The sequence below is a fragment of the Halomonas sp. PR-M31 genome, from assembly GCF_001039575.1.
Taxonomy (GTDB): domain Bacteria; phylum Pseudomonadota; class Gammaproteobacteria; order Pseudomonadales; family Halomonadaceae; genus Modicisalibacter.
On sequence record NZ_JIBT01000063.1, the window covers coordinates 37,987 to 61,554 of the forward strand.

22 protein-coding genes and 2 pseudogenes are annotated in these 23,568 nt (G+C 59.3%); 5 read left to right on the top strand and 19 right to left on the bottom strand.

Annotated features, from left to right (window positions below; genetic code table 11):
* Positions 1–85 precede the first annotated feature (85 nt).
* Entirely contained in the window at positions 86–958 is an 873-nt protein-coding gene (locus tag CH74_RS15570) for an ATP-binding protein (RefSeq protein ID WP_048308437.1), read from the top strand.
* On the opposite strand, the pseudogene der reads toward CH74_RS15570, so the two are convergent.
* The 14 genes and pseudogenes from der to CH74_RS15640 all read right to left on the bottom strand — a co-directional run bounded on the left by der (position 955) and on the right by CH74_RS15640 (position 14,494).
* Positions 955–2,357: pseudogene (der, locus tag CH74_RS15575) on the bottom strand (ribosome biogenesis GTPase Der). The gene CH74_RS15570 and the pseudogene der overlap by 4 nt on opposite strands.
* A gap of 11 nt (positions 2,358–2,368) precedes the next feature.
* Positions 2,369–3,526 carry an outer membrane protein assembly factor BamB gene (gene bamB, locus CH74_RS15580; protein WP_048308438.1) on the bottom strand — a complete coding sequence of 386 codons (1,158 nt, stop codon included), beginning with the start codon at positions 3,524–3,526 and terminating at the stop codon, positions 2,369–2,371.
* On the bottom strand, positions 3,523–4,182 hold the full coding sequence (locus tag CH74_RS15585) for a tetratricopeptide repeat protein (RefSeq protein WP_048308439.1): 660 nt from the start codon (positions 4,180–4,182) through the stop codon (positions 3,523–3,525). The genes bamB and CH74_RS15585 overlap by 4 nt, the downstream gene beginning before the upstream one ends.
* A 48-nt stretch (positions 4,183–4,230) precedes the next feature.
* Complete coding sequence (gene hisS, locus CH74_RS15590) at positions 4,231–5,511, bottom strand: histidine--tRNA ligase (protein ID WP_082140457.1); 1,281 nt, start codon at positions 5,509–5,511, stop codon at positions 4,231–4,233.
* Between the two features lie 80 nt (positions 5,512–5,591).
* Positions 5,592–6,707 carry a flavodoxin-dependent (E)-4-hydroxy-3-methylbut-2-enyl-diphosphate synthase gene (gene ispG, locus CH74_RS15595; RefSeq protein ID WP_048308440.1) on the bottom strand — a complete coding sequence of 372 codons (1,116 nt, stop codon included), beginning with the start codon at positions 6,705–6,707 and terminating at the stop codon, positions 5,592–5,594.
* Between the two features lie 9 nt (positions 6,708–6,716).
* Positions 6,717–7,802 (bottom strand): RodZ domain-containing protein, encoded by a 1,086-nt coding sequence (locus CH74_RS15600; RefSeq protein WP_048308441.1) that lies wholly within the window; start codon positions 7,800–7,802, stop codon positions 6,717–6,719.
* A gap of 28 nt (positions 7,803–7,830) precedes the next feature.
* Positions 7,831–8,580 (bottom strand): type IV pilus biogenesis/stability protein PilW, encoded by a 750-nt coding sequence (pilW, locus tag CH74_RS15605; RefSeq protein ID WP_048308442.1) that lies wholly within the window; start codon positions 8,578–8,580, stop codon positions 7,831–7,833.
* 136 nt (positions 8,581–8,716) lie between these two features.
* Positions 8,717–9,855, bottom strand: a pseudogene (gene rlmN / locus CH74_RS15610) (23S rRNA (adenine(2503)-C(2))-methyltransferase RlmN).
* 71 nt (positions 9,856–9,926) lie between these two features.
* A complete protein-coding gene (gene ndk / locus CH74_RS15615; RefSeq protein WP_048308443.1) occupies positions 9,927–10,355 on the bottom strand; it encodes a nucleoside-diphosphate kinase in 429 nt (142 codons plus the stop codon).
* Between the two features lie 179 nt (positions 10,356–10,534).
* The gene (locus CH74_RS15620) at positions 10,535–10,861 is read right to left on the bottom strand and encodes an iron-sulfur cluster assembly accessory protein (RefSeq protein WP_048308444.1); all 327 of its coding nucleotides are present in this window, start codon (positions 10,859–10,861) and stop codon (positions 10,535–10,537) included.
* A gap of 9 nt (positions 10,862–10,870) precedes the next feature.
* Complete coding sequence (locus CH74_RS15625; protein WP_048308445.1) at positions 10,871–12,028, bottom strand: aminotransferase class V-fold PLP-dependent enzyme; 1,158 nt, start codon at positions 12,026–12,028, stop codon at positions 10,871–10,873.
* Between the two features lie 25 nt (positions 12,029–12,053).
* Positions 12,054–12,524 (bottom strand): Fe-S cluster assembly transcriptional regulator IscR, encoded by a 471-nt coding sequence (gene iscR, locus CH74_RS15630; RefSeq protein ID WP_048308446.1) that lies wholly within the window; start codon positions 12,522–12,524, stop codon positions 12,054–12,056.
* A 150-nt stretch (positions 12,525–12,674) separates the two neighbouring features.
* Positions 12,675–13,601, bottom strand: coding sequence for a serine O-acetyltransferase (gene cysE, locus CH74_RS15635; protein ID WP_048308447.1), 927 nt, complete (start codon positions 13,599–13,601; stop codon positions 12,675–12,677).
* Between the two features lie 113 nt (positions 13,602–13,714).
* Positions 13,715–14,494 (bottom strand): RNA methyltransferase, encoded by a 780-nt coding sequence (locus CH74_RS15640; RefSeq protein ID WP_048308448.1) that lies wholly within the window; start codon positions 14,492–14,494, stop codon positions 13,715–13,717.
* Positions 14,495–14,655: 161 nt separating this feature from the next.
* Between CH74_RS15640 and CH74_RS15645 the strand changes: the two genes are divergently transcribed.
* Positions 14,656–15,450 carry an inositol monophosphatase family protein gene (locus CH74_RS15645; protein ID WP_048308449.1) on the top strand — a complete coding sequence of 265 codons (795 nt, stop codon included), beginning with the start codon at positions 14,656–14,658 and terminating at the stop codon, positions 15,448–15,450.
* A gap of 66 nt (positions 15,451–15,516) precedes the next feature.
* Here CH74_RS15645 and CH74_RS15650 read toward each other — a convergent pair whose 3' ends face one another.
* Both CH74_RS15650 and speB read right to left on the bottom strand, forming a co-directional pair.
* Positions 15,517–16,905 (bottom strand): YjiH family protein, encoded by a 1,389-nt coding sequence (locus CH74_RS15650; RefSeq protein WP_048308450.1) that lies wholly within the window; start codon positions 16,903–16,905, stop codon positions 15,517–15,519.
* A gap of 42 nt (positions 16,906–16,947) precedes the next feature.
* The gene (gene speB, locus CH74_RS15655) at positions 16,948–17,904 is read right to left on the bottom strand and encodes an agmatinase (protein WP_048308451.1); all 957 of its coding nucleotides are present in this window, start codon (positions 17,902–17,904) and stop codon (positions 16,948–16,950) included.
* Positions 17,905–18,138: 234 nt separating this feature from the next.
* On the opposite strand from speB, the gene CH74_RS15660 reads away from it, so the two are divergent.
* From CH74_RS15660 to CH74_RS15670, 3 genes are read left to right on the top strand one after another with little or no spacing between them, the layout of a single operon-like run.
* The gene (locus tag CH74_RS15660; RefSeq protein ID WP_048308452.1) at positions 18,139–18,429 is read left to right on the top strand and encodes a nucleotidyltransferase family protein; all 291 of its coding nucleotides are present in this window, start codon (positions 18,139–18,141) and stop codon (positions 18,427–18,429) included.
* The gene (locus CH74_RS15665) at positions 18,426–18,782 is read left to right on the top strand and encodes a DUF86 domain-containing protein (protein ID WP_048308453.1); all 357 of its coding nucleotides are present in this window, start codon (positions 18,426–18,428) and stop codon (positions 18,780–18,782) included. Before CH74_RS15660 ends, CH74_RS15665 begins: the two co-directional genes overlap by 4 nt.
* Positions 18,779–20,203: a sigma-54-dependent Fis family transcriptional regulator gene (locus CH74_RS15670; RefSeq protein WP_048308454.1), complete on the top strand. Its 1,425-nt coding sequence runs from the start codon at positions 18,779–18,781 to the stop codon at positions 20,201–20,203. The genes CH74_RS15665 and CH74_RS15670 overlap by 4 nt, the downstream gene beginning before the upstream one ends.
* A 113-nt stretch (positions 20,204–20,316) precedes the next feature.
* On the opposite strand, the gene secF is transcribed toward CH74_RS15670, so the two are convergent.
* The 3 genes from secF to yajC form a co-directional block, all read right to left on the bottom strand.
* Entirely contained in the window at positions 20,317–21,225 is a 909-nt protein-coding gene (gene secF / locus CH74_RS15675) for a protein translocase subunit SecF (RefSeq protein WP_048308455.1), read from the bottom strand.
* Positions 21,226–21,237: 12 nt separating this feature from the next.
* Positions 21,238–23,088: a protein translocase subunit SecD gene (secD, locus tag CH74_RS15680; protein ID WP_048308456.1), complete on the bottom strand. Its 1,851-nt coding sequence runs from the start codon at positions 23,086–23,088 to the stop codon at positions 21,238–21,240.
* A 71-nt stretch (positions 23,089–23,159) separates the two neighbouring features.
* The gene (gene yajC, locus CH74_RS15685; protein WP_048308457.1) at positions 23,160–23,489 is read right to left on the bottom strand and encodes a preprotein translocase subunit YajC; all 330 of its coding nucleotides are present in this window, start codon (positions 23,487–23,489) and stop codon (positions 23,160–23,162) included.
* Positions 23,490–23,568: the final 79 nt, after the last annotated feature.

Consider the following 23,568-nt stretch of genomic DNA (forward strand, 5'->3'; position numbering starts at 1 on the left):
TCCGTCTGGACCGGGGTGGTGTTGAGCTTCAAGATACCTGTATGTCTTCCGGCGTCAACCATTGTCAACAAGGAGCCCTGTATTCATGGATGACGAACTGAGTCAACGTTTGAATCTGCTACTCGATCGGGTCGAGGCTTGGCTGCCCCCCCGGCCGCCAGAATTGGACTGGGCGCAAGACGTGGCCGCCCTGTGGCAGCGTCATCCGCTGGGTGGCCAGCTGCTACCCGTCGAACTCCGGGACAGCCTAGGCCTGGATGATTTGATCGGTATCGAGCGGCAAAAGCGTGCGCTACTGACCAATACCCGTGCCTTTCTGCAAGGCCTGCCGGCCAATCATGCGCTGCTTTGGGGTGCCCGGGGCAGCGGCAAGTCCTCCCTGGTGCGGGCACTGCTCAACGCTCTGGCGCCGGAAGGCTTACGACTCATCCAAGTGGATCGGCATGATCTGGTGGGTCTGCCTGCTCTGGTACAGCAGCTGCGCAATACGACGCAGCACTTCATCGTCTATTGCGACGATCTTTCTTTTGAGGGTAGCGACGATGGCTACAAGGCCCTCAAGAGCGTGCTTGATGGCACCCTGACCGGTCCGCCGAAAAATGTGCTGTTGTATGCCACCTCCAACCGTCGTCATCTGCTTCCAGAGTCTATGGAGGACAACACCCAGACGCATCTGGTCGGCGACGAGCTTCATTACGGCGATGCGGTGGAGGAGCGGATCTCGCTTTCCGATCGTTTCGGCCTGTGGCTTTCTTTTCATGCCTTCGATCAGGACACCTATCTTCAGGCGTGCCGGCATTGGATCGGGTATCTCGGTCGAGACGTTCAGTGGGGCGACGAGGCTCAAGCGGAAGCATTGCGTTATGCCACTTTGCGTGGCGTGAGAAGCGGTCGCGCTGCTTGGCAGTTTGCCTGTCAGTGGGTAGGCAGTCAGATGAGCAGTCGGGCAGACAGCTAGCGACGATTCTTGCGCGCTTCCTTGGTTCTCGCCAGCTCCCGCTTCTTGGCTTTTTCACGGTCGCTTGCGTTGGCGTCGCTATCAAAAGGATTGTCCCCAGAGCGGAATTCGAAGCGCATTGGCGTACCGCGTATTTTCAATACCTTGCGAAAGGTATTGATCAAGTAGCGCTTGTAGGCTTCCGGCAGCGCGTTCGTCTGATTGCCGTGTACGACGATGATTGGCGGATTGCTGCCACCCTGGTGGGCCATGCGCAGCTTGATGCGTCGGCCGTGTACCAAAGGGGGTTGATGTTCGCTCACCGCGTCCTGCAGGAGGGTGGTCAGGCGATTGGTGGACCAATGGCCGTTGGCCGCCTTGAAGGCACGTTCGATGGACGGATAGAGATCGCCCACGGCGGTGCCGTGCAGCGCCGAGATGAAATGCAGATCCGCATAGTCGGCAAAACCCAGGCGCCGCTTGATGTCGGTACGCATCTTGTCCTTCTGCTCGCTTTCGAGACCGTCCCACTTGTTGACCGCTAGCACCAGGCGCGGCCGGAGGTCAGCACGTAGTCGAGCAGGTGCAAATCCTGTTCCACGAGCCCGCTTCTTGCATCAAGCACCACGATCGCAACATGGCACTCTTTGATCGCCTCCAGGGTCTTGATGATGGAGAACTTTTCGGCAATCAGGCTAACGTTCTTGCGCCGCCGGACCCCGGCAGTATCTACCAGCACGTAGGGGCGCCCGCGACGCTCGAAGGGGATCTCGATGGCGTCCCGAGTGGTGCCGGCCTCGTCGAACACTACGACCCGTTCTTCGCCCAGCAGTCGGTTGACCAGGGTCGACTTGCCCACGTTGGGCCGCCCGATCACGCCAATGCGAATGCCCTTGTCCGTAGCAGGAGTCGCATAGCCTTCGCCGCGCTCGGGGAAGGGGGCGAGCACTTCATCGATCAGCGCCGTGACGTTGCGCCCATGGGCCGCGGCGATGGCATGAGGATCGCCTAGACCCAGAGTCCAGAAGTCCGCCATGGCCGAATGCTCTTCCAGCCCGTCGGTCTTGTTGACCACCAGCCAGGTCTTCTTCTGATTCACCCGCAGATGGTTGGCAATGGCTTCGTCGGCGACGTTCAGCCCGTCTCGAGCATCGACCAGGAACAGCACGATGTCTGCTTCATCGATGGCCACCAGGGACTGCTCCGCCATGGCTGCATCGATGCCTTCTTCATCGCCACTGATGCCGCCGGTATCGATGACCGTATAGGTTTTGCCGCCCAGCTGGCCGTTGCCGTACTTGCGATCCCGGGTCAGCCCCGGGAAATCCGCCACAAGGGCGTCCCGGGTGCGGGTCAGACGATTGAAGAGGGTGGACTTGCCCACGTTTGGGCGGCCCACCAGGGCGATGACGGGATTCATGATAGGCGCGTTCAATCCTCGGTCGATTTAACGTCGAAAGCGCTAAGCTCACCGTCGTTGGTCAGCGCGAAGACCCGACCATCGTCAGTGAGCAGCGGTAAGCTGATACCGTCACCGCCAAGATCACGCCGGCCGGCGAACCTGCCGCTATCGAGGGCGAGCAGATGCACGTAGCCTTCATAGTCGCCTAACGCAATGTCTCCACCGACAAAGGCTGGGGACGTCAACCAGCGGCCTTCCAGGGCATCGGATTCCCATAATAGACGACCAGAAAGTGCATCCAGGGCCAATACATGGCTTGCATCGTTTACGGTGATCAGCGTATCACCCACCAGCAATGGCGTGAGATAGCTCGACTCTTCCCGAGACCATAGAATTTCGCCACTGGTGGCTTCCAGGGCCAGCAGGCGACCGTTGTAGCTGGTGACGTAGAGACGGCCATCCCGAGTCAACAGGGGTTGACCGTCCAGGTCCACCAAGCGGCCGACTTCACTGCGCCCTTGGGGAACGGCAACCCGCAGATCCCACAGCGGTTGGCCGCTACGGTTATCAAGGGTCACCAGGCGGCCATTGGCGAACCCGGCAAAGGTGACCTGTTCGATTACCTGGGGTGTGCCGGTACCGCGCAGGGTCAATGCCGGCTGATTGGCGGTATACACCCAACGCTCGGCACCGGTTTCGCGATCGAGCGCCGTGATGGCTCCATCAACGCTCTGAATGACCAGCAGGCGACGATTGGCCTGAGGCGGGGCAAGCACTTCGCTGGAGACCCGCGAGCGCCAACGTTCCGTGCCATCCGCTTGATCCAGTGCTAACACCTCACCGTTGCGAGTACCGATATACACACGGCCAGCCACGGCGGTCAATCCGCTTGAAACCGGCGTGTTCAGCTCTTCCTGCCAAAGCGTTTCACCGCTGGCGGCGTCGATGGCACGTACCAGGCCGGATTGATCCGCGGCAAACAAGCGGCCGTCGTCCAGCGCGGGGGTGATCGGGTAGCGGGCGATACCCAGACCACTTCCGATATCCTGATCCCAAAGGCTGTTCAGTTCGACCCGGGAGTCAAAGGACTCAAGCTCCTTGGGTGGGTATTTCGGCTCGACCTTGCCGGCACAGCCGGCTAGTAGAGTGACCAGTACGGTAGGTACGAGCAAATGAGTCAGTTTCATAGCGTAATGTCCTTCGCCCCCAAGTCGTCGAGTTTGAGCTGTACACCATAGACCGGCTGGCCGGCTTCTTGGGAGAGTTGCAGCGCTTGTTGATAAGCGTCTCGGGCCTGGTCTTCGCGATCCAGGGCGATGAGAATGTCGCCTCGGGTATCGGCACGTTGTGCATTCAGAGAGTCGGGCACTCCGGATTCAAGAGTGGCAAGCGCCTTCTCTGCCTCGCCCTGAGCAAGTTGAAGCCGCGCCAGGCGCAGTCGCGCCAATCCCTTGAGGTAATCGCGATCGGTAGAAGCGATCAGCGCTTCGAGGGTGGTACTACCCGACTCGTAGTCATCCTTCGAGACTGCCATGCGTGCCCGCAGCAGCGCGGCAAGATCCGCATAAACCGTGCCGTCATGATGGTCGATGATCTCGCCAACCAGCTCCTGAGCTCGGCTCTGAGCGTCATCGGGCAGATCGTCCTGACTCGCAAGAGACAACAGTTCCTGATAACGCAGCGAAGCTGCCTCGGCCTGATTCGCCTGGTAGTTCTGCCAGGCCTCCCAGCCCAGCACGCCGGCGATGGCGATCACGACGCCTGCGATCAATGACGTGCCATTGTTCTTCCACCAGCGCTTGAGGGCGTCAAGCTGCTCTTCTTCGGTTTGTAGCTCCGCCACGGGCGGTCTCCTTTACGTTCAAAGCCTTGGTGAGTGTGGATCACTCGCTCAGCGTAACAACTCTTTCAAGCGTTCGATCATGGCATCTCGGGGCAGGGTTTCCTGATCGCGCCCGTCGCGCAGGAACTTGAGACCCAAGGTGCCCTGATCGAGTTCGTCGTCACCCAGTATCAGGGCCAATTGCGCGCCGCTCTTGTCGGCTTTCTTGATCTGGCTCTTGAAACTGCCGCCGCCGCAGTGCACCTGGAGCGTCAGGTGGGGGAGAGCATTGCGAAGCGTTTCGCCTAGCAGCAGTGCCTCGCGCTCGGCACGCTCACCCATGGCCAGCAGATAGGCGTTCGGCCCGCGCTGACTTTCTGCGGGAACTAGATCCAGGGTTTCGAGCAGCAGAATCAGGCGCTCGATGCCCATGGCAAACCCCACCGCCGGGGTCGGCTTGCCGCCGAGCTGTTCGACCAGGCCGTCGTAGCGCCCGCCGGCACACACGGTGCCTTGGCTGCCAAGGGCCGTGGTGGTCCACTCGAACACGGTGCGCGAATAATAGTCGAGCCCGCGCACCAGGCGAGGGTTGATGACATAGGCAATACCTGCTGCATCGAGCAGATCCGTGAGGGCTGCAAAATGCGCGCGGGACTCATCGTCAAGATACTCGAGCAGCTGCGGCGCCTGAGCAAGCATCTCCGCCATGGCAGGATTCTTGGAGTCGAGGATGCGCAGGGGGTTGCTCGAAAGACGTCGGCGGGAATCCTCATCGAGAAGATCGAAGTGTGACTCGAAATAGGCCGTCAATGCCTCGCGATAGATGCGACGGGCCGCCAGGGAGCCCAGAGAATTGAGCTCCAGGGTCACATGGTCGAACAGCCCGATTGCTTTCCACAGCCGTGCCGAGAGCAGGATGATCTCCGCATCGATGTTCGGGCCTTCCATGCCGAAGGTCTCGACCCCGACCTGGTGAAACTGACGATAGCGCCCTTTCTGAGGGCGTTCGTGACGAAACATCGGCCCTTGATACCACAGACGCTGAGTCTGGTTGTGCAGCAGACCGTTTTCAATGGCGGCCCGCACGCAACTGGCAGTGCCTTCCGGACGCAGAGTCAGGCTGTCGCCGTTACGATCCTCGAAGGTGTACATCTCCTTTTCGACGATATCGGTGACCTCGCCGATGGAACGAGCGAACAGGGCGGTCTGCTCCAGAATGGGGGTGCGAATCTCGAGATAGCCATAGCGGCGCATCAACGATCGGATCTGTTCCTCGAAGTACTGCCAGAGTGGCGATTGTTCTGGCAACAGGTCGTTCATGCCCCGAATGGCCTGGATGTTTTTGCTCAAGGGATACTCCTGGGAACAGGCTCTAACATATCGATCGGTCGGCCATCTTACCCGCTACAGCGCCGCGCCGAAACGGTGCGTTAGCCCTGACGAGCAATCACGTCCTCTTGAGCCGCCTCTTTTTCGCGCACCTTGTCGCGGATCAGGCGCTCGAGATCGTCGACCAGATGATCGTTACGCAGCTTGGACGCGGGCTTGCCGTCGATATAGACCAGGTTGGCTGGATCGCCACCGGTTAGGCCGATATCGGTTTCCTTGGCTTCACCTGGACCGTTGACCACACAGCCGATGACCGAGACGTTCAGCGGCGTCATGACGTCTTCGAGACGCGACTCGAGCTCATTCATGGTGCCGATGACGTCGAAGTTCTGGCGCGAACAGCTGGGGCAGGCGATAAAGTTGATGCCCTTGGCGCGCAGCTTCAAGCTCTTGAGCATGTCGAAGCCGACCTTGATCTCCTCTACCGGGTCCGCAGCAAGAGACACGCGAATGGTGTCGCCGATGCCATCCATCAGCAGCATGCCCAAACCGATGGAGGACTTGACGGTACCGGAGCGCAGGCCGCCGGCTTCGGTGATGCCCAGATGCAAAGGTTGTTCGATCCTTGCGGCCAATTCGCGATAGGCGGCCACCGCCATGAATACATCTGATGCCTTGACGCTGACCTTGAAGTCCGGGAAATCGAGGCGTTCGAGATGATCGATATGGCGTAGAGCGGACTCCACCAGTGCCGCCGGTGTCGGTTCGCCATACTTCTTTTGCAGGTCTTTTTCCAAGGAGCCTGCATTCACGCCGATACGAATCGGGATGCCGTTGTCTCGAGCCGCGCTGACGACGGCACGTACGCGATCCTCGCGGCCGATGTTACCCGGATTGATGCGCAGGCAATCCACCCCGAGTTCGGCAACCCGCAGGGCGATCTTGTAGTCGAAATGAATATCCGCCACCAGGGGTACGTTGACTCGACGCTTGATGCGGCCGAAGGTCTCGGCCGCGTCCATGGTGGGTACCGAGACACGGACGATATCGGCGCCGGCAGTTTCGAGGCGCTCGATCTGCGCCACGGTGGCGTCCACATCCAGGGTGTCGGTATTGGTCATGCTCTGCACGGAGATAGGAGCATCGCCCCCTACCGGGACAGAGCCGACATGAATTTGACGCGACTTGCGACGCTTGATCGGAGATTGAGCGTGCATAAGGCTGGTTCATTCTCCCAAAGTGAAACGGGCGACATTGGTACCGGCGGCCCGGGTGCCGAGATCTACTTCCTCGCCACGATACCGCAGTTCGACGCCGCTGGCATTGCCTATCGTCAAACGAAAGGGCGGTTCACCCTCTGCGGTGGCCTCGGTACCTGCTGATTGTAGACCGACCAGGATACGCTGCTCGGTCGCATCGAAAACCTCGGTCCAGGATTCTTCGTTGAACACGAAAACCAGACGTTGACTGTCAGGTGCTGTGGCCGGTGGTGTTTCGGTGTTTTCTTCGCTGGTGCTGGTGACGTCGTTGGTGGTTTGCTCTTCGGGCTGCCCGTTTGGAACATCATTGTCGTCATCGGACATGTCCGGTGCGGTGGCCGGCTCGATCATGCTGGCATCAGCATCAGCATCAGCATCAGCATCGGCTACGGAGTCATCGTTGGATGCTTCTTGCGTATCGACGGTTTCATCGGTGGTGGCGCTTTCGTCAACCAGTCCCAGTACCTCGTCTTCCGCCGGTAGTGGCGGAAGATCGGTATCATTTTCGCTGGAAGCAGAAGCCGCGGCGTTGTCGGGGGTTGCGCCATCAACGTCGCTCGCCGGGTTTTCGTTCAAGGTCTCCATTTCGGCAGATTCCCCGAGTCCTAGCCCGTCGAAGATGTCGTTGCCGTTACGGCTTTGCCACCACAGCAGCGTCAGGGCGATCAGACCGAGAACGACGAGCACCGTTACCAGCTTGAAGACCCAAGGGCCGACCCGGGAAGCCGGCTTGGCATTGTGCACCGGCGTGACCTTGCGTTCATGGTCGCTGTGGCCGTGCTGGCTGTTGTAGATATCCACGACTTCCCGCTCATCGATTCCCATCAGACGGGCGTAGGCGCGCAGATAACCGCGTCGATAAGCGGCAATGGGCACTTCGTCGTAGCGGTCCGCCTCCAGCCCGGCGACAACCGCCGGGCGCAGATTGAGCTGTATGGCCACTTCCTCGAGGCTGAGTCCTTGACGCTCACGCTCGCTTTTTAAAAGCTTGCCGGCGGATCCGGAATGCGCTGGCTCGAAACTGGTTTGCTGTCGTTCTTGTATGTCGCTCATGAGTGAGCCTTCCTCTTCGATTCGGGGGTCAAGGGTCGTCTCGGGCATCGAGCTGGCGCGAATAGAAAGCAGCGGAGGCACTGTCGCCTCGAGCTATAGCGAGCTGCTGTGCCAGTTTGAGGCTTTCCGGTGTGGTGCCGGCCAAACGAATGAAGGATTGCAGCTGCTCCCAGGCCCGCTGGTCATTGCCTTGGGCATAGTCGATGCGCGCAAGCACCAAGTAGCTGCGGGCGCTGCGGGGATCCACTGCCTGGGCACGGGTCAGGCTCGTGCGTGAGGCAGTAGCGTCACCCAGCTCCCACTGACATAGGCCCAGATTGGTGAGTAGCTGGGCACGGTTGGTGTACTTGATATCCTGTGATGCGCGTTCGAGCTGGCTGCAGGACTCTTCAATGCGGCCCTGGGAATATAGAAAGGCTGCGTAGTTGTTACGCCCTTGAGTGAACCCGGGTTCGATGGCCAGTGCTCGACGAAAAAAGCGATCCGCCATGGCGCTTTCACCTTGGCGTTGATAGAGCATTGCCTGGACCTGCAGTGCTCGAGGAGAGTCGGAGTCGATCTCGAGGGCCCGATCGAGCTTGGCCTGGGCGCGGGGCAGATTGCCCTGCTCCATGTACTCGACGGCCATGGTGGTATTGAGTTCGAGGGCCTGCTTGGCATCCGTTGCCGCATTGTTCAGGCCAGGCCCGGTTTCCACGGCGCAGCCCGACAGCCATATCAAGGCGAACAGTACGGCGCATGGCCTGCCGAGCATCGGAAGATAGCGAAATAGGCTCATGGGACCCTCTATGAGCAGGCTCTGACCAGGCTGCATCAAGCGCCGAAAAATGACTAGGTTGGTTAACGTTAGTATTAGATAAAACGTACTCATCAAAGCGTTGTAAGCGCCTGAAGTCAAGGTTGCCTTATTTTGGTTAATCGGCGTCGATCTGTATCGATTGAATATAGCGCTCATGACGCCGGGTTTTATCCTTGACTCGCCCGACCAATTGACCACAGGCCGCGTCGATATCATCGCCCCGGGTCATGCGGATCGGGGCCGTATAGCCCAGTTCATACAGCCATTGCTGAAAGCGCATGGCCTGGTTACGCGAGGGTTTCTCGTAACCGGAGTGAGGGAAGGGGTTGAAAGGAATCAGATTGATCTTGCAGGGTAATTCCTTGAGTAGCGCGGCAAGCTGCTCGGCGTGCTGGCGCTGATCGTTGACGTCCTTGATCAGGGTGTACTCGATGGTCACCATGCGTCGATCGGCGCCTTTCGCCAAATAGCGCTGACAGGCATCCAGCAGGGCGCGAATATTGTACTTGCGGTTGAGCGGCACCAGCTCGTTGCGCAATTCGTCGTTGGCCGCGTGCAAGGAAATGGCCAGGCTCACGTCCAGCTCGTCCCCGAGCTTGTCGATCATGGGCACGACGCCTGAAGTCGATAGGGTAACCCGACGCTTGGAAAGCCCATAAGCAGTGTCGTCGAGCATCAGTTTCATCGCCGGCACGACGTTATCGTAATTGAGCAAGGGCTCGCCCATGCCCATCATCACCACATTGGTCACCGGACGACTGATACTGTCCTGGCGCGGCCCGGCGCTGCGCGAGGCCACCCACACCTGGCCGATGATCTCGGCAGCGCTCAGATTGCGCTGAAACCCCTGCTTGCCGGTGGAACAGAAGCTGCAATCCAGGGTACAGCCCACCTGGGAAGAGACGCACAGCGTGCGGCGATTGCCGTTTTCCGATGGGATCAGCACCGTTTCCACATAGCTGCCCCCTTCGACCTCCAGTACCCATTTGCGCGTGCCGTCTTTCGAAGCGCCTTCGTAGACCACGCTTGGTCCTTGTATCTGCGCCACTTCAGCCAAGCGCGTGCGCAGGGACTTGGACAGGTTGGTCATGGCGTCAAAGCTGTCGCAGCCTCATGGTGAATCCATTTCATCACCTGGGTTGCGCGAAACTTCTTCTCTCCGATGGACACAAAGAAAGCTTCCATCTGCTCTCGGGAAAGGCCGAGCAGGTTGGTGCGAGTAGGGCTTGAAGAAGCGGAGGCGAGTGCGGTCATGAGGGTATCGATACGTCGTGGAAAACGTCTTGAAGCAGAGAGCGGGGGCAGCGTGCCCCCGCGGCGTCGGATCACCCGCGCGGGCAGATCTCGTCATTGCCGAAGAAGTAGGACACTTCACGCTCGGCGGATTCAGGTGAGTCGGAGCCATGGGCGGCATTGGCGTCAATGGATTCGGCGAAATCGGCGCGAATGGTGCCCGGTGCGGCTTCCTTGGGATTAGTAGCCCCCATCAGGTCGCGGTTTTTGGCGATGGCGTCGTCGCCCTCGAGTACCTGGATCATCACCGGACCGGAGGTCATGAAGCCCACCAGGTCGTTGAAGAATCCGCGCTCCTTGTGCTCTGCATAAAAGCCCTCAGCCTGCTCTCGGGAAAGATGCTGCATCTTGGCGGCGACGATCTTGAGACCGGCCTTCTCGAAACGGCTGTAAATCTCACCGATCACATTCTTTGCGACGGCGTCGGGCTTGATGATGGACAGAGTGCGTTGATCAGCCATTTCGGATAACTCCATTAAGTGAACGAGGTGTGAGACGGCTGCGCGCCGCAGGAGCGGCGCGCAAAGGACATGATTCAATGTATGAAAGTATATTCATCATCGAAAAATCGCGCCATTATAGCGACTTGCTGCCAACAACGCATCAAGACATCAATGCCTGTGGCTGTATGCTGGCAGCCCTATACGGTAAAGCTCTCACCACAGCCGCACTGATCCTTGACGTTGGGGTTGTTGAAGCGAAAGAAGCGGTTAAGTCCTTCCGAGACATAGTCGACTTCACTACCGTCGAGCATGGTCAATGCTTCCGGCGCGACGAACACCCTGGCCCCATGTTCTTCAAAAGCGACATCGTTGCTCGCTTCCTGGTCGGCGAAGTCAAGAACGTAGCTATAGCCTGAGCAGCCGCTGGGCTTCACGGTCACTCGTAGGCCAAGGCCATGGCCGCGCTCATCCAGCGCCTGACGGATCTGTTGGGCGGCGGCGGGTGTAATCGAAAATTGTGCCATAAAGCCTCCTTAATGATGGGTCGTTGCGCTCAGCGCGTGCCGCAGCTCTACCAGCGCGGCATCGATATCGGCTTCAGTGGTGAAGCGCCCGAAGCTGAAGCGCAGCGACGTCAGCGCCCGCGCTCGCGGCACACCGATACCTTTCAATACATAGGACGGCTCGACGCTTGCAGAGTTGCAGGCCGAGCCGGTAGAAACCGCAATGCCTCTCAAGGCCATCAACAACGACTCCCCATCGATACCTTCAAAGGCAAGATTGACGATATTGGGCACGGAGACATCGACCTGGGTATTGCGATGAACGTTGCCCAGATCTTCAAGACCGTCGAGAAAACGGGTGGCGAGATCGGCGATACGAGCCTGATCCGCCTCTCCTTCACTCTTGGCCAGGGCAAAAGCCTCGCCCATGCCAGCGATCTGATGAGTCGGCAGCGTGCCGGAGCGCATGCCGCGCTCATGACCGCCGCCATGAATCAATGCCTCGACGCGAATCTCCGGACTGCGGCGCACGTAGAGCGCACCGATACCCTTGGGGCCATAGGCCTTGTGCCCTGACAAGGACATCAGATCGATGCCCAGGCGCGCTACATCCAGCTCGATACGACCTGCCGCCTGGGCCGCATCCACATGGAAGGCGGCCCCGCGGGCGTGAGCGATTTCAGCAAGCGCCGCCAGATCATTGATGGTGCCAAGCTCGTTGTTGACTGCCATCAGCGACACCAGCACCGTATCGTTTCGCATTGCCTGGGCAAGCTTGGTGGGCGAAATGCGCCCGTCCGGTTCTGGGGTCAGCCAGGTAACGTCGAAACCTTCCGCTTCCAGGGCGCTTGCGGTATCGATGACCGCTTTGTGTTCGATGACAGACGTCACCAGATGACGACCACGGCCACGATTGGCGCGCATGAACCCGATCAGAGCCAGGTTGTCCGCCTCCGTGGCTCCGGAGGTCCAAACGATTTCTCGAGGATCGGCGTTGACAAGATCCGCCACCTGACGACGCGCACCCTCTACGATCTGCTCTGCCTGCCAGCCCAGCATGTGGCTGCGGGAAGCCGGGTTGGCGAAGATACCGTCCAGGGTCAGATGCCGCGCCATGATGTCAGCGACCCGAGGATCCACCGGGGTTGTGGCGGCATAATCAAGATAGATGGAGGCAGTAGTGGCCATGAAGGTATTCGTCGTCCTGGAACAATTAAAGTGTGTCGATGACGATCGTATCACTCGTGAGTCGTTGCCGCTGTCGGGCGGCAATGCTGCGCACTTCATGACGATCGATCAAATCCGCCAGAGACACGCCGTCGAGAAAACCATGAATCTCGTCGGAGAGTTCGCACCATAGATGATGGGTCAGGCAGGTATGGCCTGCCTGGCAATCCGCCAACCCCTGACAGCGGGTCGCATCCACGGATTCATCGACTGCATCAATGACCCGAGCCACGGAGACCTGGGCCGGTGCCACGGCCAATCGATAGCCGCCGCCGGGACCGCGCACGCTGGTAACGAGCGCTGCGCGACGCAGCCGGGCAAAGAGCTGCTCGAGATAGGACAGCGAAATATCCTGGCGTCTGGAAATGTCCGCCAGACTGACTGGGCGCTGGCCGGCATGCAGGGCCAGATCGAGCATGGCGGTGACGGCGTAGCGTCCTTTCGTAGTCAAGCGCATAAAGTGTCAGACGCGAAAATCGATCAAATGAGTGACCGTGAACGGTCAGAATATTCAGCCGAAAAAGCACTGTTACATGCCCCTCGACGTTATGTTGGCTCTCATTATGAGAAAACCCAGTAGAATGGTCAACAATTCCCGTCTTGCTGCTCAGCGGCCACTTTCGGTCTGACGAGGAACGGTTGATGAGGAGTTGGGCGTCGTAGAAGAACGTTGGGATTCGGAAACATCATTCTCATCCGCAGACGACGTTTGTTGCCTTGAAGCGTTTTTCTGAATAGGCGGGCAGGCGCTGTCGACCTCCTCGAGAACCCCGGCAAAATCCTCGTTTCGCAGCTCAGGAAGCTGTCCCGAGCGATAGCTGGCATCGAGCTTGCGCAAGGTGGCGCACATGACTTCGATGCGTTGGTCCACCGCGTGCATGTGATCGAGCATGGCCTGCATGGAATGGGCCACCGGGTCCGGCATGTCCTGACTCACCCCGTAAGCGTCGAAGCCGAATTTTTGGCGTATCGCTTCGCGACGTTCCGGATCAAAGACAGGTTCTTCCTCCACGTCCGGCTTGGCTCGCTTGACGATCTTGCCCGGAATGCCGACGACCGTGGCGCCTGCGGGCACCGCCTTGGTGACCACCGCGTTGGAGCCTATCTTGGCGCCGGCACCCACGGTGAACGGACCGAGAATTTTGGCGCCGGCTCCCACGATCACGCCGTCTCCAAGTGTGGGGTGACGTTTGCCCTTGTTCCAGCTGGTGCCACCAAGGGTAACTCCTTGATACAAAGTGACATCGTTGCCGACCTCGGCGGTTTCACCGATGACCACCCCCAGGCCATGATCGATGAAGAAGCGTCGACCAATGGTCGCCCCTGGGTGGATCTCGATACCGGTCAGCCAGCGAAACAGCGTCGACAGGGTGCGCGCCAACCATTTTAGGTTTTTCTGCCACAGCCAATGGCTCAAACGATGAGCAAGCAGCGCATGAAGCCCAGGGTAGTTGGTCAGCACTTCGAACACATTGCGGGCTGCCGGGTCCCGTGCGAACACGCTGTTGATGTCTTCTCGCAGACGGCTGAACATGAGCAATCCTTGTTTGGGCCTAGTCGGCATTGGGCTGTCGCGATGCCTGAGCATTTCATTATTGGGGTGTGCTGACAGCCCTGCAAGAGATAGTCGGCATCGATGCGAGGGTGTCAGCGCGCGTTATTGGCCTTTTTCTCCATGGCGGTGAGGATGCCGCGCAGGATGCTGATTTCCATTTGATCCGGCCTGGCGCGTAGATACAGGCGTCGCAAGCGGGCCATTAATTGTCGAGGCTTGGCCGGATCGTGAAACTCGACGGCGATCAGGGCGCGCTCCAAATGAGTGAAAAAGCGCTCCATATCCGCATGGCTAGCCAAGGGGCTGTCCCATTCGACGCCGAAGGAAGTAGGCACTTCACCAGTGTCTGATGGCGACTCTTGAAGCCAGGCCTGACGACACTCATAGGCCAGCACCTGCACCGCTGCGGCCAAGTTCAGGGAGCTGAAGTCCGGGTTGGCGGGGATGTTCACGTGACGATGGCAGCGCTGAAGTTCTTCGTTGGTCAGGCCGCTGTCTTCGCGACCGAAGACCAGCGCCACTCTCGCTTCCTGGGACGACAGCTCGCTTGTCAGGGTATCGCTCAACTGTCGTGGCGTGAGCATTGGCCAGGGCAGAGTGCGTGAACGGGCGCTGGCGCCCACGACCAGGGTGGCATCTGCCACCGCGTCATCGAGTGACGTATGAATGGGAGCGGCGGCAACTAGCGCGTCTGCACCCGAGGCACGAGAAATAGCTTCGCTGGTGCGTACCTCGCAGCGGGGTGCGACCAAAGCTAGATCCGTGAGCCCCATGTTCTTCATCGCCCGAGCCACGCCTCCAATATTGCCGGGATGGCTGGTACCGATGAGGACGACGCGCAGTTGGGCAAGAGAGAAGGGGTGATCGAGCATTGTGGGGCCATTGGGAAGTCGAAGCGAATTCCGCGAAGTTTATCACGGCGGCACTGGGTGACGATGCCGACGGATTCTCATGGCTCAAAATACGACTTTTTGCTAGGATGCAGGCGTTCTTTAACAGTCCTCAACAGTCATCGACTCCTCAAGGCCCGATCATGCATCCGATGGTCCAATTCGCGCTGCGTGCTGCACGCAGTGCCGCCGAACAATTCCTGCGTGTTCGTGAGCGTATCGAAGGCGCTCACGAAGATTACAATATTCAAGGCTTGCTCGAAGATACCGGGCGCAATGCCGAGACATTGATCGTTCGTCAGCTCGCCCGGGGCTATCCGCAACATGGCGTCGTGGGTCGCTTCACCCCTCATCGCGACGGCGAGGGCGAAGGCCGCGACATTCTCTGGAAGATCGAGCCTTTCCACGGCTATTCCAATCTTGGCGTGGCAGGCAGAGACTTCGCCTTGTCCCTGGTATGCCTGGTTAAGGGTCGGCCTGAACATGCGATCATCATTTGCCCTTTCAGCGACGACGAATATCTGGCTAGCCGAGGCCGTGGCGCTCAGCACAATGGCAAGCGTATTCGCGTGAGCAAGGCAAACCAGGTGAGCAATATCCGCATAGCCATGGGCCTGCCGGATAGCGAACTGCGCCAGCGTCATCTACCCACCTACTTGCATCTGGTGCAGCGTCTTGGCCCGCAGGTCGATACGTTGACTGCCACGGGCTGTCCGCTATTGGATATCGCCGAGATGACTGCCGGCCGTGCCGATGCGGTGGTGGTGCTTGGGCTCGAAGAGCAGGATAGCCAGGTGGGAACGCTGCTGCTCAAGGAAGCAGGCGCCTTGATGGGTGGCCCGGACGGCGTCCCCAGCGTGAGCGTCGAAGGCAACCTGATGGCCGCCGGACCGCGACTCTACAAAGCGATGGTGCAACTGCTGAAAACCTCGGCTTGAAAAACGCCCTAAACAGAAAATCTGTAATGCAAGCCCCCGCTCGATCAAGCGGGGGTTTTTGCGTTTTCAAAACACGAACACATGAGCGATCAAAGCGATGATGGGCAGGGTGATGGCGGTACGCAGCAGGAAAACCACCACCAGCTCCCAGAGCTTGATCGGAATCTTCGACTTGAGCAGTAGGGCGCCGATCTCCGACATGTAGATCAATTGCGTCAGGGACAGGCAGGCGATCACGAAGCGGGTCAGTTCGCTCTCGATGTTGGAGGCCAGCACCGCCGGCAGGAACATGTCGGCAAAGCCTACCAGAGTTGCCGGCGCCGCGGCCTCGGCCTCGGGAATCCGCAGCCACTCGAGTACCGGCACCATGGGGTAGGAGAGCCAAGTGAATAGCGGCGTGTACTCCGCCAGCACCAGCGCCACGGTGCCGATGGCCACCACCAGGGGCAGCAGGCCGAAGAAGATATCGGCAACGTTGAACAGGGCAATCCGCACTAGTTGCCCCGGCCCCGGCGCGGTTTCAGCGCGGGCCACGGCCTGGCCCAAGCTGAAGCGCACAATGCCCATACCGCCGGTGCTCTCCTCGGCAATCTGACATCCGACCGGTTCGTAATAGCGGTTCGACTTACGCGACAGCGGCGGCAACCGGGGCACGATCACCGCGGCGATCAGCCCCGATACCAGCACCGTGAGGTAGAACTCGATGAACAGATGATTGATCTTGATGAACGACGCCACCAGCAGGGCAAAGGCGATGGAGACGATGGAGAAGTTGGTGGCGATGGCGGCGGCTTCGCGCTGGTTGTAGTAGCCCTGCTCGTACTGCTGGGTGGTGATCAGTACGCCCACGGTGCCGGAGCCCATCCAGGAGGCGGTGGCGTCGATGGCGCTGCGCCCGGGCAGGCCGAAGATCAGACGAAACGGTTTGCGCACCAGACTGCCGATGAACTCCATGAAGCCGAAATCCACCAGAAACGGCAGCAGCAAGGCGGCGAAGAAGAAAAACGTCAGCAGCACCGGCGCCAGGTCGTTGAGCATCACGCCACCGGTGCTGGCGGCAATAACGAAGCCCGGACCGATCTGAAACAGCGTCATGACCGCAAAAAGAGCGCCCAGCAGGCGCAGGGCCAGCCACAGCCACTCCACGTCGAACAGTTCCTTAAGCGGACCCCGATCGAGCCAGGCCGGCTGGGCCAGCTTGACGATAATAGTCAGCGCAGCGGAAAGACACAGGATCAGCGCGGCCAGCGGCGGCAGGGCGTCGCCAAGCAGGGCTTTCAAGCCATCAGCAAGATAGCCCATGCCGATGTTGATGCCATCGCCGGCGGTGAAGGGCACCAGAAACATGCCGATACCGATCAGCGACGGGATCAGGAACTTGAGCAGCCCGCGACGGCTGAGCTTGCCGCCATTGGTGTTGTAGGGGCCGGTGGTCGTTTCCGACGGAGAAGCCATATACGTACTCCATTGTTGTTATACGGGCACCGCAGAAATCGATCAGCGGCGTTGAACACCCGGCAGCACACACAGCATTTCATAGAGTAGCGTTGCCCCCATCAGCGCGGTGTTGCCGCTCTGATCATAAGGCGGAGAGACCTCCACCAGATCGCCGCCGACCACGTTCAGCCCCCAGGCGCCGCGCACGATCTCAAGGCCCTGCTGAGCGGTAAGGCCCCCCATCTCGACGGTGCCGGTGCCCGGCGCCACGGAGGGGTCCAGGCCGTCGATATCAAACGAGATATAAACTGGCCTGTCCCCCATCTGTTCACGCACTTCTTCCATCAAGGGTGCCAGGGACTTGTACCAGCACTCCTCGGCCTGCACTACGCGAAAGCCCTGCTCACGACACCAGTCGAAATCGTCCGCGGCATAGCCGGTACCGCGCAGGCCGATCTGCACCACCCGCTTGCTGTCCAGCAATCCTTCTTCCTGGGCGCGACGAAACGGGCAGCCATGGGCGACTTTTTCGCCGAACATGTGCTCGTTGACATCCGCGTGGGCATCGACGTGAATCAACCCCACCGGCCCGTGTTTCTTGGCGATGGCGCGCAACAGCGGCCAGGTCAGGGTGTGATCGCCTCCCAAGGTCAGCGGCACGCAGTCCTGAGCGAGTACGTCGTTGTAGAAATCGGTAATGATGTCGAGATTCTTGGGCAGGTTGAAGGTATTGATCGGCACATCGCCGATATCCGCCACCTGCAGGCTGTCGAAGGGCGCGGCCTTGGTCGCCATGTTGTAGGGGCGCAGCATGCGCGACTCATCGCGAATCTGGCGTGGCCCCAACCGCGTGCCGGGGCGATTGGAGGTGCCGATGTCCATAGGGATGCCGATGAAGGCCGCGTCCAGACCGGCAGCCCCCTCCTGAGTCGGTAGACGCATCATGCTGGCCAAGCCACCGAAGCGGGGCATCTCGTTGCCACCGAGTGGCTGATTGAAAGTCGGCTTGTCGCTCATGTCACATTTCTCCCTCGAGGCGGCTTGACACCGCTATTGTGTGTAAAGCTACTGCATGCGCTGCATGAAACGTGCCAAATTTTAATAGGCTGAAATTGAAGAAGTTTTGCGGCTTTGTGATGCATTACTGCATCGTTTACCCAATAAAGTGATTCGTTGTTGCATTAATTGATGCATTTGTGCATCACTGCAATTGGCAACCTATGCTAAGCGGTTACCGAATAGGAGATTCCAATGAAACCTTCTCTGGCACTCGACATTCACCGCGATCTGATCGCAAGAGTCGCTGCTCGTCATCGCGTTCGTAATGTGCGAATTTTCGGCTCCGTGCTAGAGGGAACCGATCATCGCGATAGCGATCTGGACTTGCTGGTTGATCCTACGGAAGAGACAACCTTGATGGACATCGGGGCAATACGTGCCGAACTTCGCAAAGCCTTGGGTGTGAGTGTCGATGTCTTAACACCAAATGCATTGCCAGATGCCTTTCGAGAGCAGGTACTAAGGGAGGCGAGGCCATTATGAGTCGGCATCCACAACGCCTTCTCGACTATCTCGAGCATATCCTCGAGGCGATCGAGCGTATCGAAGTGTATACGGCGGATATGACCGAACCTGCCTTTTTGGACGATAAGCTGGTTCAAGATGCGGTTGTGCGTAATCTAGAGGTCATTGGAGAGGCATCGAGAAATATCGAGCGGCACCATCCCGAGTTCGCTTCCAACCATCCTGAACTTCCCCTGTTGGCCGCCTATGAAATGCGTAATGCTCTGGCTCACGGCTATTTCAGTGTCGATATGGGTCTGGTATGGCAAACATTGCAAAAAGAACTCCCGGATTTACAGTTCACGGTCACCCGCCTTTACCGTGAACTATGAGTGACATCGACAGCGCAGTACTCAAGACCATCATCGACACCGCCCACGATCATTTCTTCATCGTCGAGGCCGACGGTCGGATTCTTGATGTCAGCCCGGGTAGCGCGGCGGTCTATGGCCTGAGCCGAGAAGCGCTATGCACCAGCACTGTGCAGGAACTGGCCGAGCGCGGCGTGCTTTCACCCTCGGTGAGCATAGAGGTAATGCGCACTGGCCGGCCGGCCCAGGTTCTACAGCACACAGGTACCGGGCGACGAGTAATCGCCGAGGCGCATCCGGTTTTTGTCGATGGCAAACTCGTGCGTATCGTGTCCCGCTCCATGGATCTCACGGATTTGCAGCTGCTCCAGGACGAGTACAAGCTGCTTCAACGCCGTTTAAGCGAGCATCTCAAGCATAGTGGTGCGGTCTCTTTAGGGGATGATCTGGAGTTCGATAGTCTGAAGATCCGCAGCAGCGTCATGCGCGAGGTGGCGCTGCTGCTAAAACGTGTCGCACCTACGGATGCCACGGTGCTGATGCTGGGCGAATCCGGGGTGGGTAAGACCGCCTTTGCCCGGCAGCTGCATCGCTGGAGCGCGCGTCATGAAGGCCCGTTCATCGACGTCAACTGCGCCGCTATTCCTGAAGCACTGTTTGAATCGGAGATGTTCGGCTACCAGCCCGGCGCTTTCAGCGGTGCCGCCCGCCAGGGCAAGGCAGGCATATTGGAAATGGCCGATGGCGGCACGCTGTTCCTGGACGAGATCGGCGAGCTGCCGCTGCCCATGCAAAGCAAGCTGCTCAAGGTAATCCAGGACGGTGAGATCACTCGGCTCGGGGATACCCGGGCGCGGCGGGTCAATTTCCGCCTGGTGGTGGCTTCGAATCAGGATATTGCCGCGCGGGTCGAAAGCGGTGCCTTTCGGCTCGATCTGTACTATCGGCTCAACGTCATCCCGCTGACGTTGCCGCCACTGCGGGAGCGTCGGGAAGACGTGCCCGGCTTGGTCGAACTGCAATTGACGCGTCTCAATCAGCGTTACGCTCGCACCAAGGTGCTGCATCCCGGCGTGTGGACTGAGCTCATGGGGCGGGATTGGCCGGGCAATGTGCGCGAGCTCGAGAACTGGATGGAGCGCGCCTGGCTCGCCGCGCCGGACGAGGTGATCGGGGCACCTGCTGAAAGCGCTTTAACACCACGTCGAGATATGCAGCCGCCTCTCACTGAATCCGAGCACGCAAGGCCACCTGTGCTGATAGAAGAACAGTCTCTCAAACAGGCGTTGGACGCCTTGGAGCGTGAAATCCTGAGTACACTTTGCCCTCAGGTGACCAGCACTTACGCATTGGCCAGGCGGCTCGGCATCAGCCAGCCCAGTGCCGTGCGCAAGTTGCGAAAACATGGCTTGCAGATTGGCCAGGACAAGCCGAGTACCTGAGCATGAACGACGACACCCTGCCGGGGCAGGGTGTCAGGTTGTGCAGAACGTTGCAGGTCATGCTGGGGCTTTCGATGACAAGTCTCGATAAAAGCCTCGATTAAAAGGCCGAATCAAGGCAGCTCCTCTTCTTCGACACCCTCCTTTTTCGCCGGGATCAGGTCCTCGCGCTGCAGCTTGATAGCAAGCAGCAGCGCCGAGGCGACATAAATCGACGAGTAGGTGCCGATACCCACGCCGATGATCAACGCCAGGGCGAAGTTGTGAATCATGTCACCGCCCAGCACCAGCAGCGCCAATAGCACCAATAGCGTGGTGCCTGAGGTGGCCAGGGTGCGGGCCAGAGTCTGGTTGATCGAGTCGTTGAAGATCACTGCCATGTCATCGACGCGGGACTTGCGGATGTTCTCGCGGATACGATCGTAGACGATGATGGTGTCGTTGAGCGAATAACCAATGACCGCCAGTATCGCCGCTAGCACTGTCAGATCGAACTCGATCTGGAACAGCGAGAACACCCCGAGCACGATGATGACGTCATGGATCAGTGCCAACAAGGCACCCAGCGCGAATTTATACTGAAAACGAAACGCCACGTAGAGCATGACCACACCCAAAGCTACCAGCATGCCCAGGCCGCTCTGGTCGCGCAGCTGACCGCCGACCTGGGCACCCACGAACTCGGCGCGCACCAGGTTCACGCTGTCACCACTTTGGCGCAGGATATCCGTGACCTGATTGCCGACACCCGGATCGAAAGCCTGCTGCAGGCGTACTAGAATCTCGTTGGCGGTACCGAAGGTCTGTACCGATACATCTCGGAAACCGGCATCTTCCAACAGCTGGCGGATTGTATCCAGGGTTGGGGCGCTGGCATAGCGCACCTCGACCAGAGTGCCGCCGGTGAAGTCCAGACCCAGATTGAGTTGTTGAAACAGCAGGGTCAGTATCGAGATCAGCAACAATATCCCTGAAATGATGAAGGCATAGCGGCGCTTACCCATGAAATCTAGCTGTCGCATCGCGTTAGCCCCTTAGATCCAGAGTTTCTTGACGGCTCTGCCGCCAAGGGTCAGGTTGACGATTGCCCTCGAGACCAGAATGCCGGTAAACATCGAGGTCAAAATACCCAGGGACAAGGTCACAGCAAAGCCCTTCACCGGCCCGGTGCCGATCGAGAACAGGATCACCGCCACCAGAAGGGTGGTCAGATTGCCGTCGACGATGGAGGTGAAGGCGCGCTCATAGCCCGCGTGTATGGCTTGCTGGATCGGCATCTTCGCCCGCAGCTCCTCGCGTATACGCTCGAAGATCAACACGTTGGCGTCCACCGCCATCCCCAGGGTCAGCACGATGCCGGCAATGCCCGGCAGGGTCAGAGTGGCGCCCAGCATCGATAGGGCCGCCATCAGCAGCACCAGATTGATGGCCAGGGCAACGTTGGCGACCACACCGAAAGCCTTATAGCGGATCAGCATGAACGCGACGACCAGCAGCAGGCCAAGCTCGACTGACAGAACACCCTGTTTGATATTGGCCTTACCCAGACTTGGGCCGATGGTGCGTTCGGCGACGAAGTAGATCGGTGCGGCAAGAGAGCCGGAACGCAGCAGCAATGCCAGCTCTTCGGCTTCGGTAGGAGAGTCCAGCCCGGTGATGCGGAAGCTGTTGCCCAGGGCACTCTGAATGGTGGCCAAGCTGATGATGCCGCGCTCCGTGTAGGGCACCCGCTCCTCGACCTGTTCGCCGTCTTTCATCACCATGCGGGTGCGAGTCTGGTTGTCGATATAGATGACCGCCATAGCGCGCCCGATATTGGAGCGGGTGTTGCGGTTCATCAGGGTGCCACCGGTGCCGTCCAGATTGATGTTGACCTGGGGGCGGCCGTTTTCATCGAAGCTGCGGCTGGCGCTGGAGACGCTGTCGCCGGTGATGATGACGTCTCGCATCAGCTCGGCGCTACGGTTCTCGTCATTGCGAAAAGCAATGGTCTCGGTCTCGTTCTCCGGCGTATCCGGACGTGCCTCGAGGCGAAATTCCAGATTGGCGGTTGCGCCCACGACGCGCTTGGCGGCGGCGGTATCCTGCACCCCAGGCAGCTCCACGACGATGCGGCTAGGGCCCTGACGCTGTACCAGCGGCTCGGCGACACCCAGTTCGTTGACTCGATTGCGCAGCGTAGTGAGGTTCTGGTTGATGGCATAGTCCTGAATCTCAGCGACCTGCTGCTCCGTCAGGGTCATGGCCAGCGTTGCACCTCGGCCTGCCTCCCGATCCTCGTACTGGAAGTCCGGGAACTCGCGGCTGATGATACGGCGAGCCTTGCTACGATCCTCGTCATTGGCAAAGGTCAGCAGCAGCGTGCGTTCTTCGATTTCGGTATCTCGATAGCGAATGCGCTCGTCTCTTAGGCTTTCACGAATAGCGCTGGCATTGACCTCCAGGCGCTGAGTGAGGGCGGCTTCCATGTCCACCTCAAGCGCGAAGTGCACGCCGCCGCGCAGATCGAGCCCCAGGTTCATGGGGGCGGCGCCCAGGCTTTCGAGCCAGCCTGGTGTCGACTCCGCCAGGTTGAGCGCTACGGTAAAATCGTCTCCGAGGGTTTCGTTGACGATATTGCGGGCCTTGAGCTGATCGTCCGCGTCCGCCAGACGAATCAGTGCGCCATTGGCTTCATCGTCGATGCGCTTGACGGTAACGTCGGCTTCATCGAGGGCGGTGCGTAGGCGTTCGAGCTGGCGTTCGTCGAGAGAGATATTGGCGCGGGAGCTGCTGATCTGAACCGCTGGGTCCTCGGGGTAGAGGTTGGGCAAGGCATAAATCAGACCCACGATGAGCACGACAAGTATCAGCAGATACTTCCATAGAGGATAGCGATTGAGCATGGAAGCCCGGTCCTTGTTGCTGACGCAGTGAAGACGCTGCCGATGGAGTTATCGGCAGCGAAAGGATGAAATCAGATGGATTTCAGGGTGCCTTTGGGCAATACGGCGGCAACGGCATTCTTTTGCACGCTGACCTCGGTGCCTTCGGCGATCTCCATGGCGAGGAAATCATCGGTGACTCGCGTGATGCGGCCAATCAGGCCACCGCCAATCACGATCTCATCGCCCTTGGATAGATTGCTGATGAGCTGCTTGTGCTGCTTGGCACGCTTGGATTGCGGGCGCCACAGCAGGAAGTAGAAGATCAGCACGAAGCCGACCAGCATTACGATCTGGGCAATACCGCCGCCGGCTGCCGCGCCGCCTTCGGCATGAGCCTGTGAGATGAAGAAGTCCAGCATGGGTTAGCGTCTCCCGGTCAGTTGAATAGTGGCAAAGGTCAGGCTGAATGTAGGGCATCCAGCCGAAATTGGGTCATTC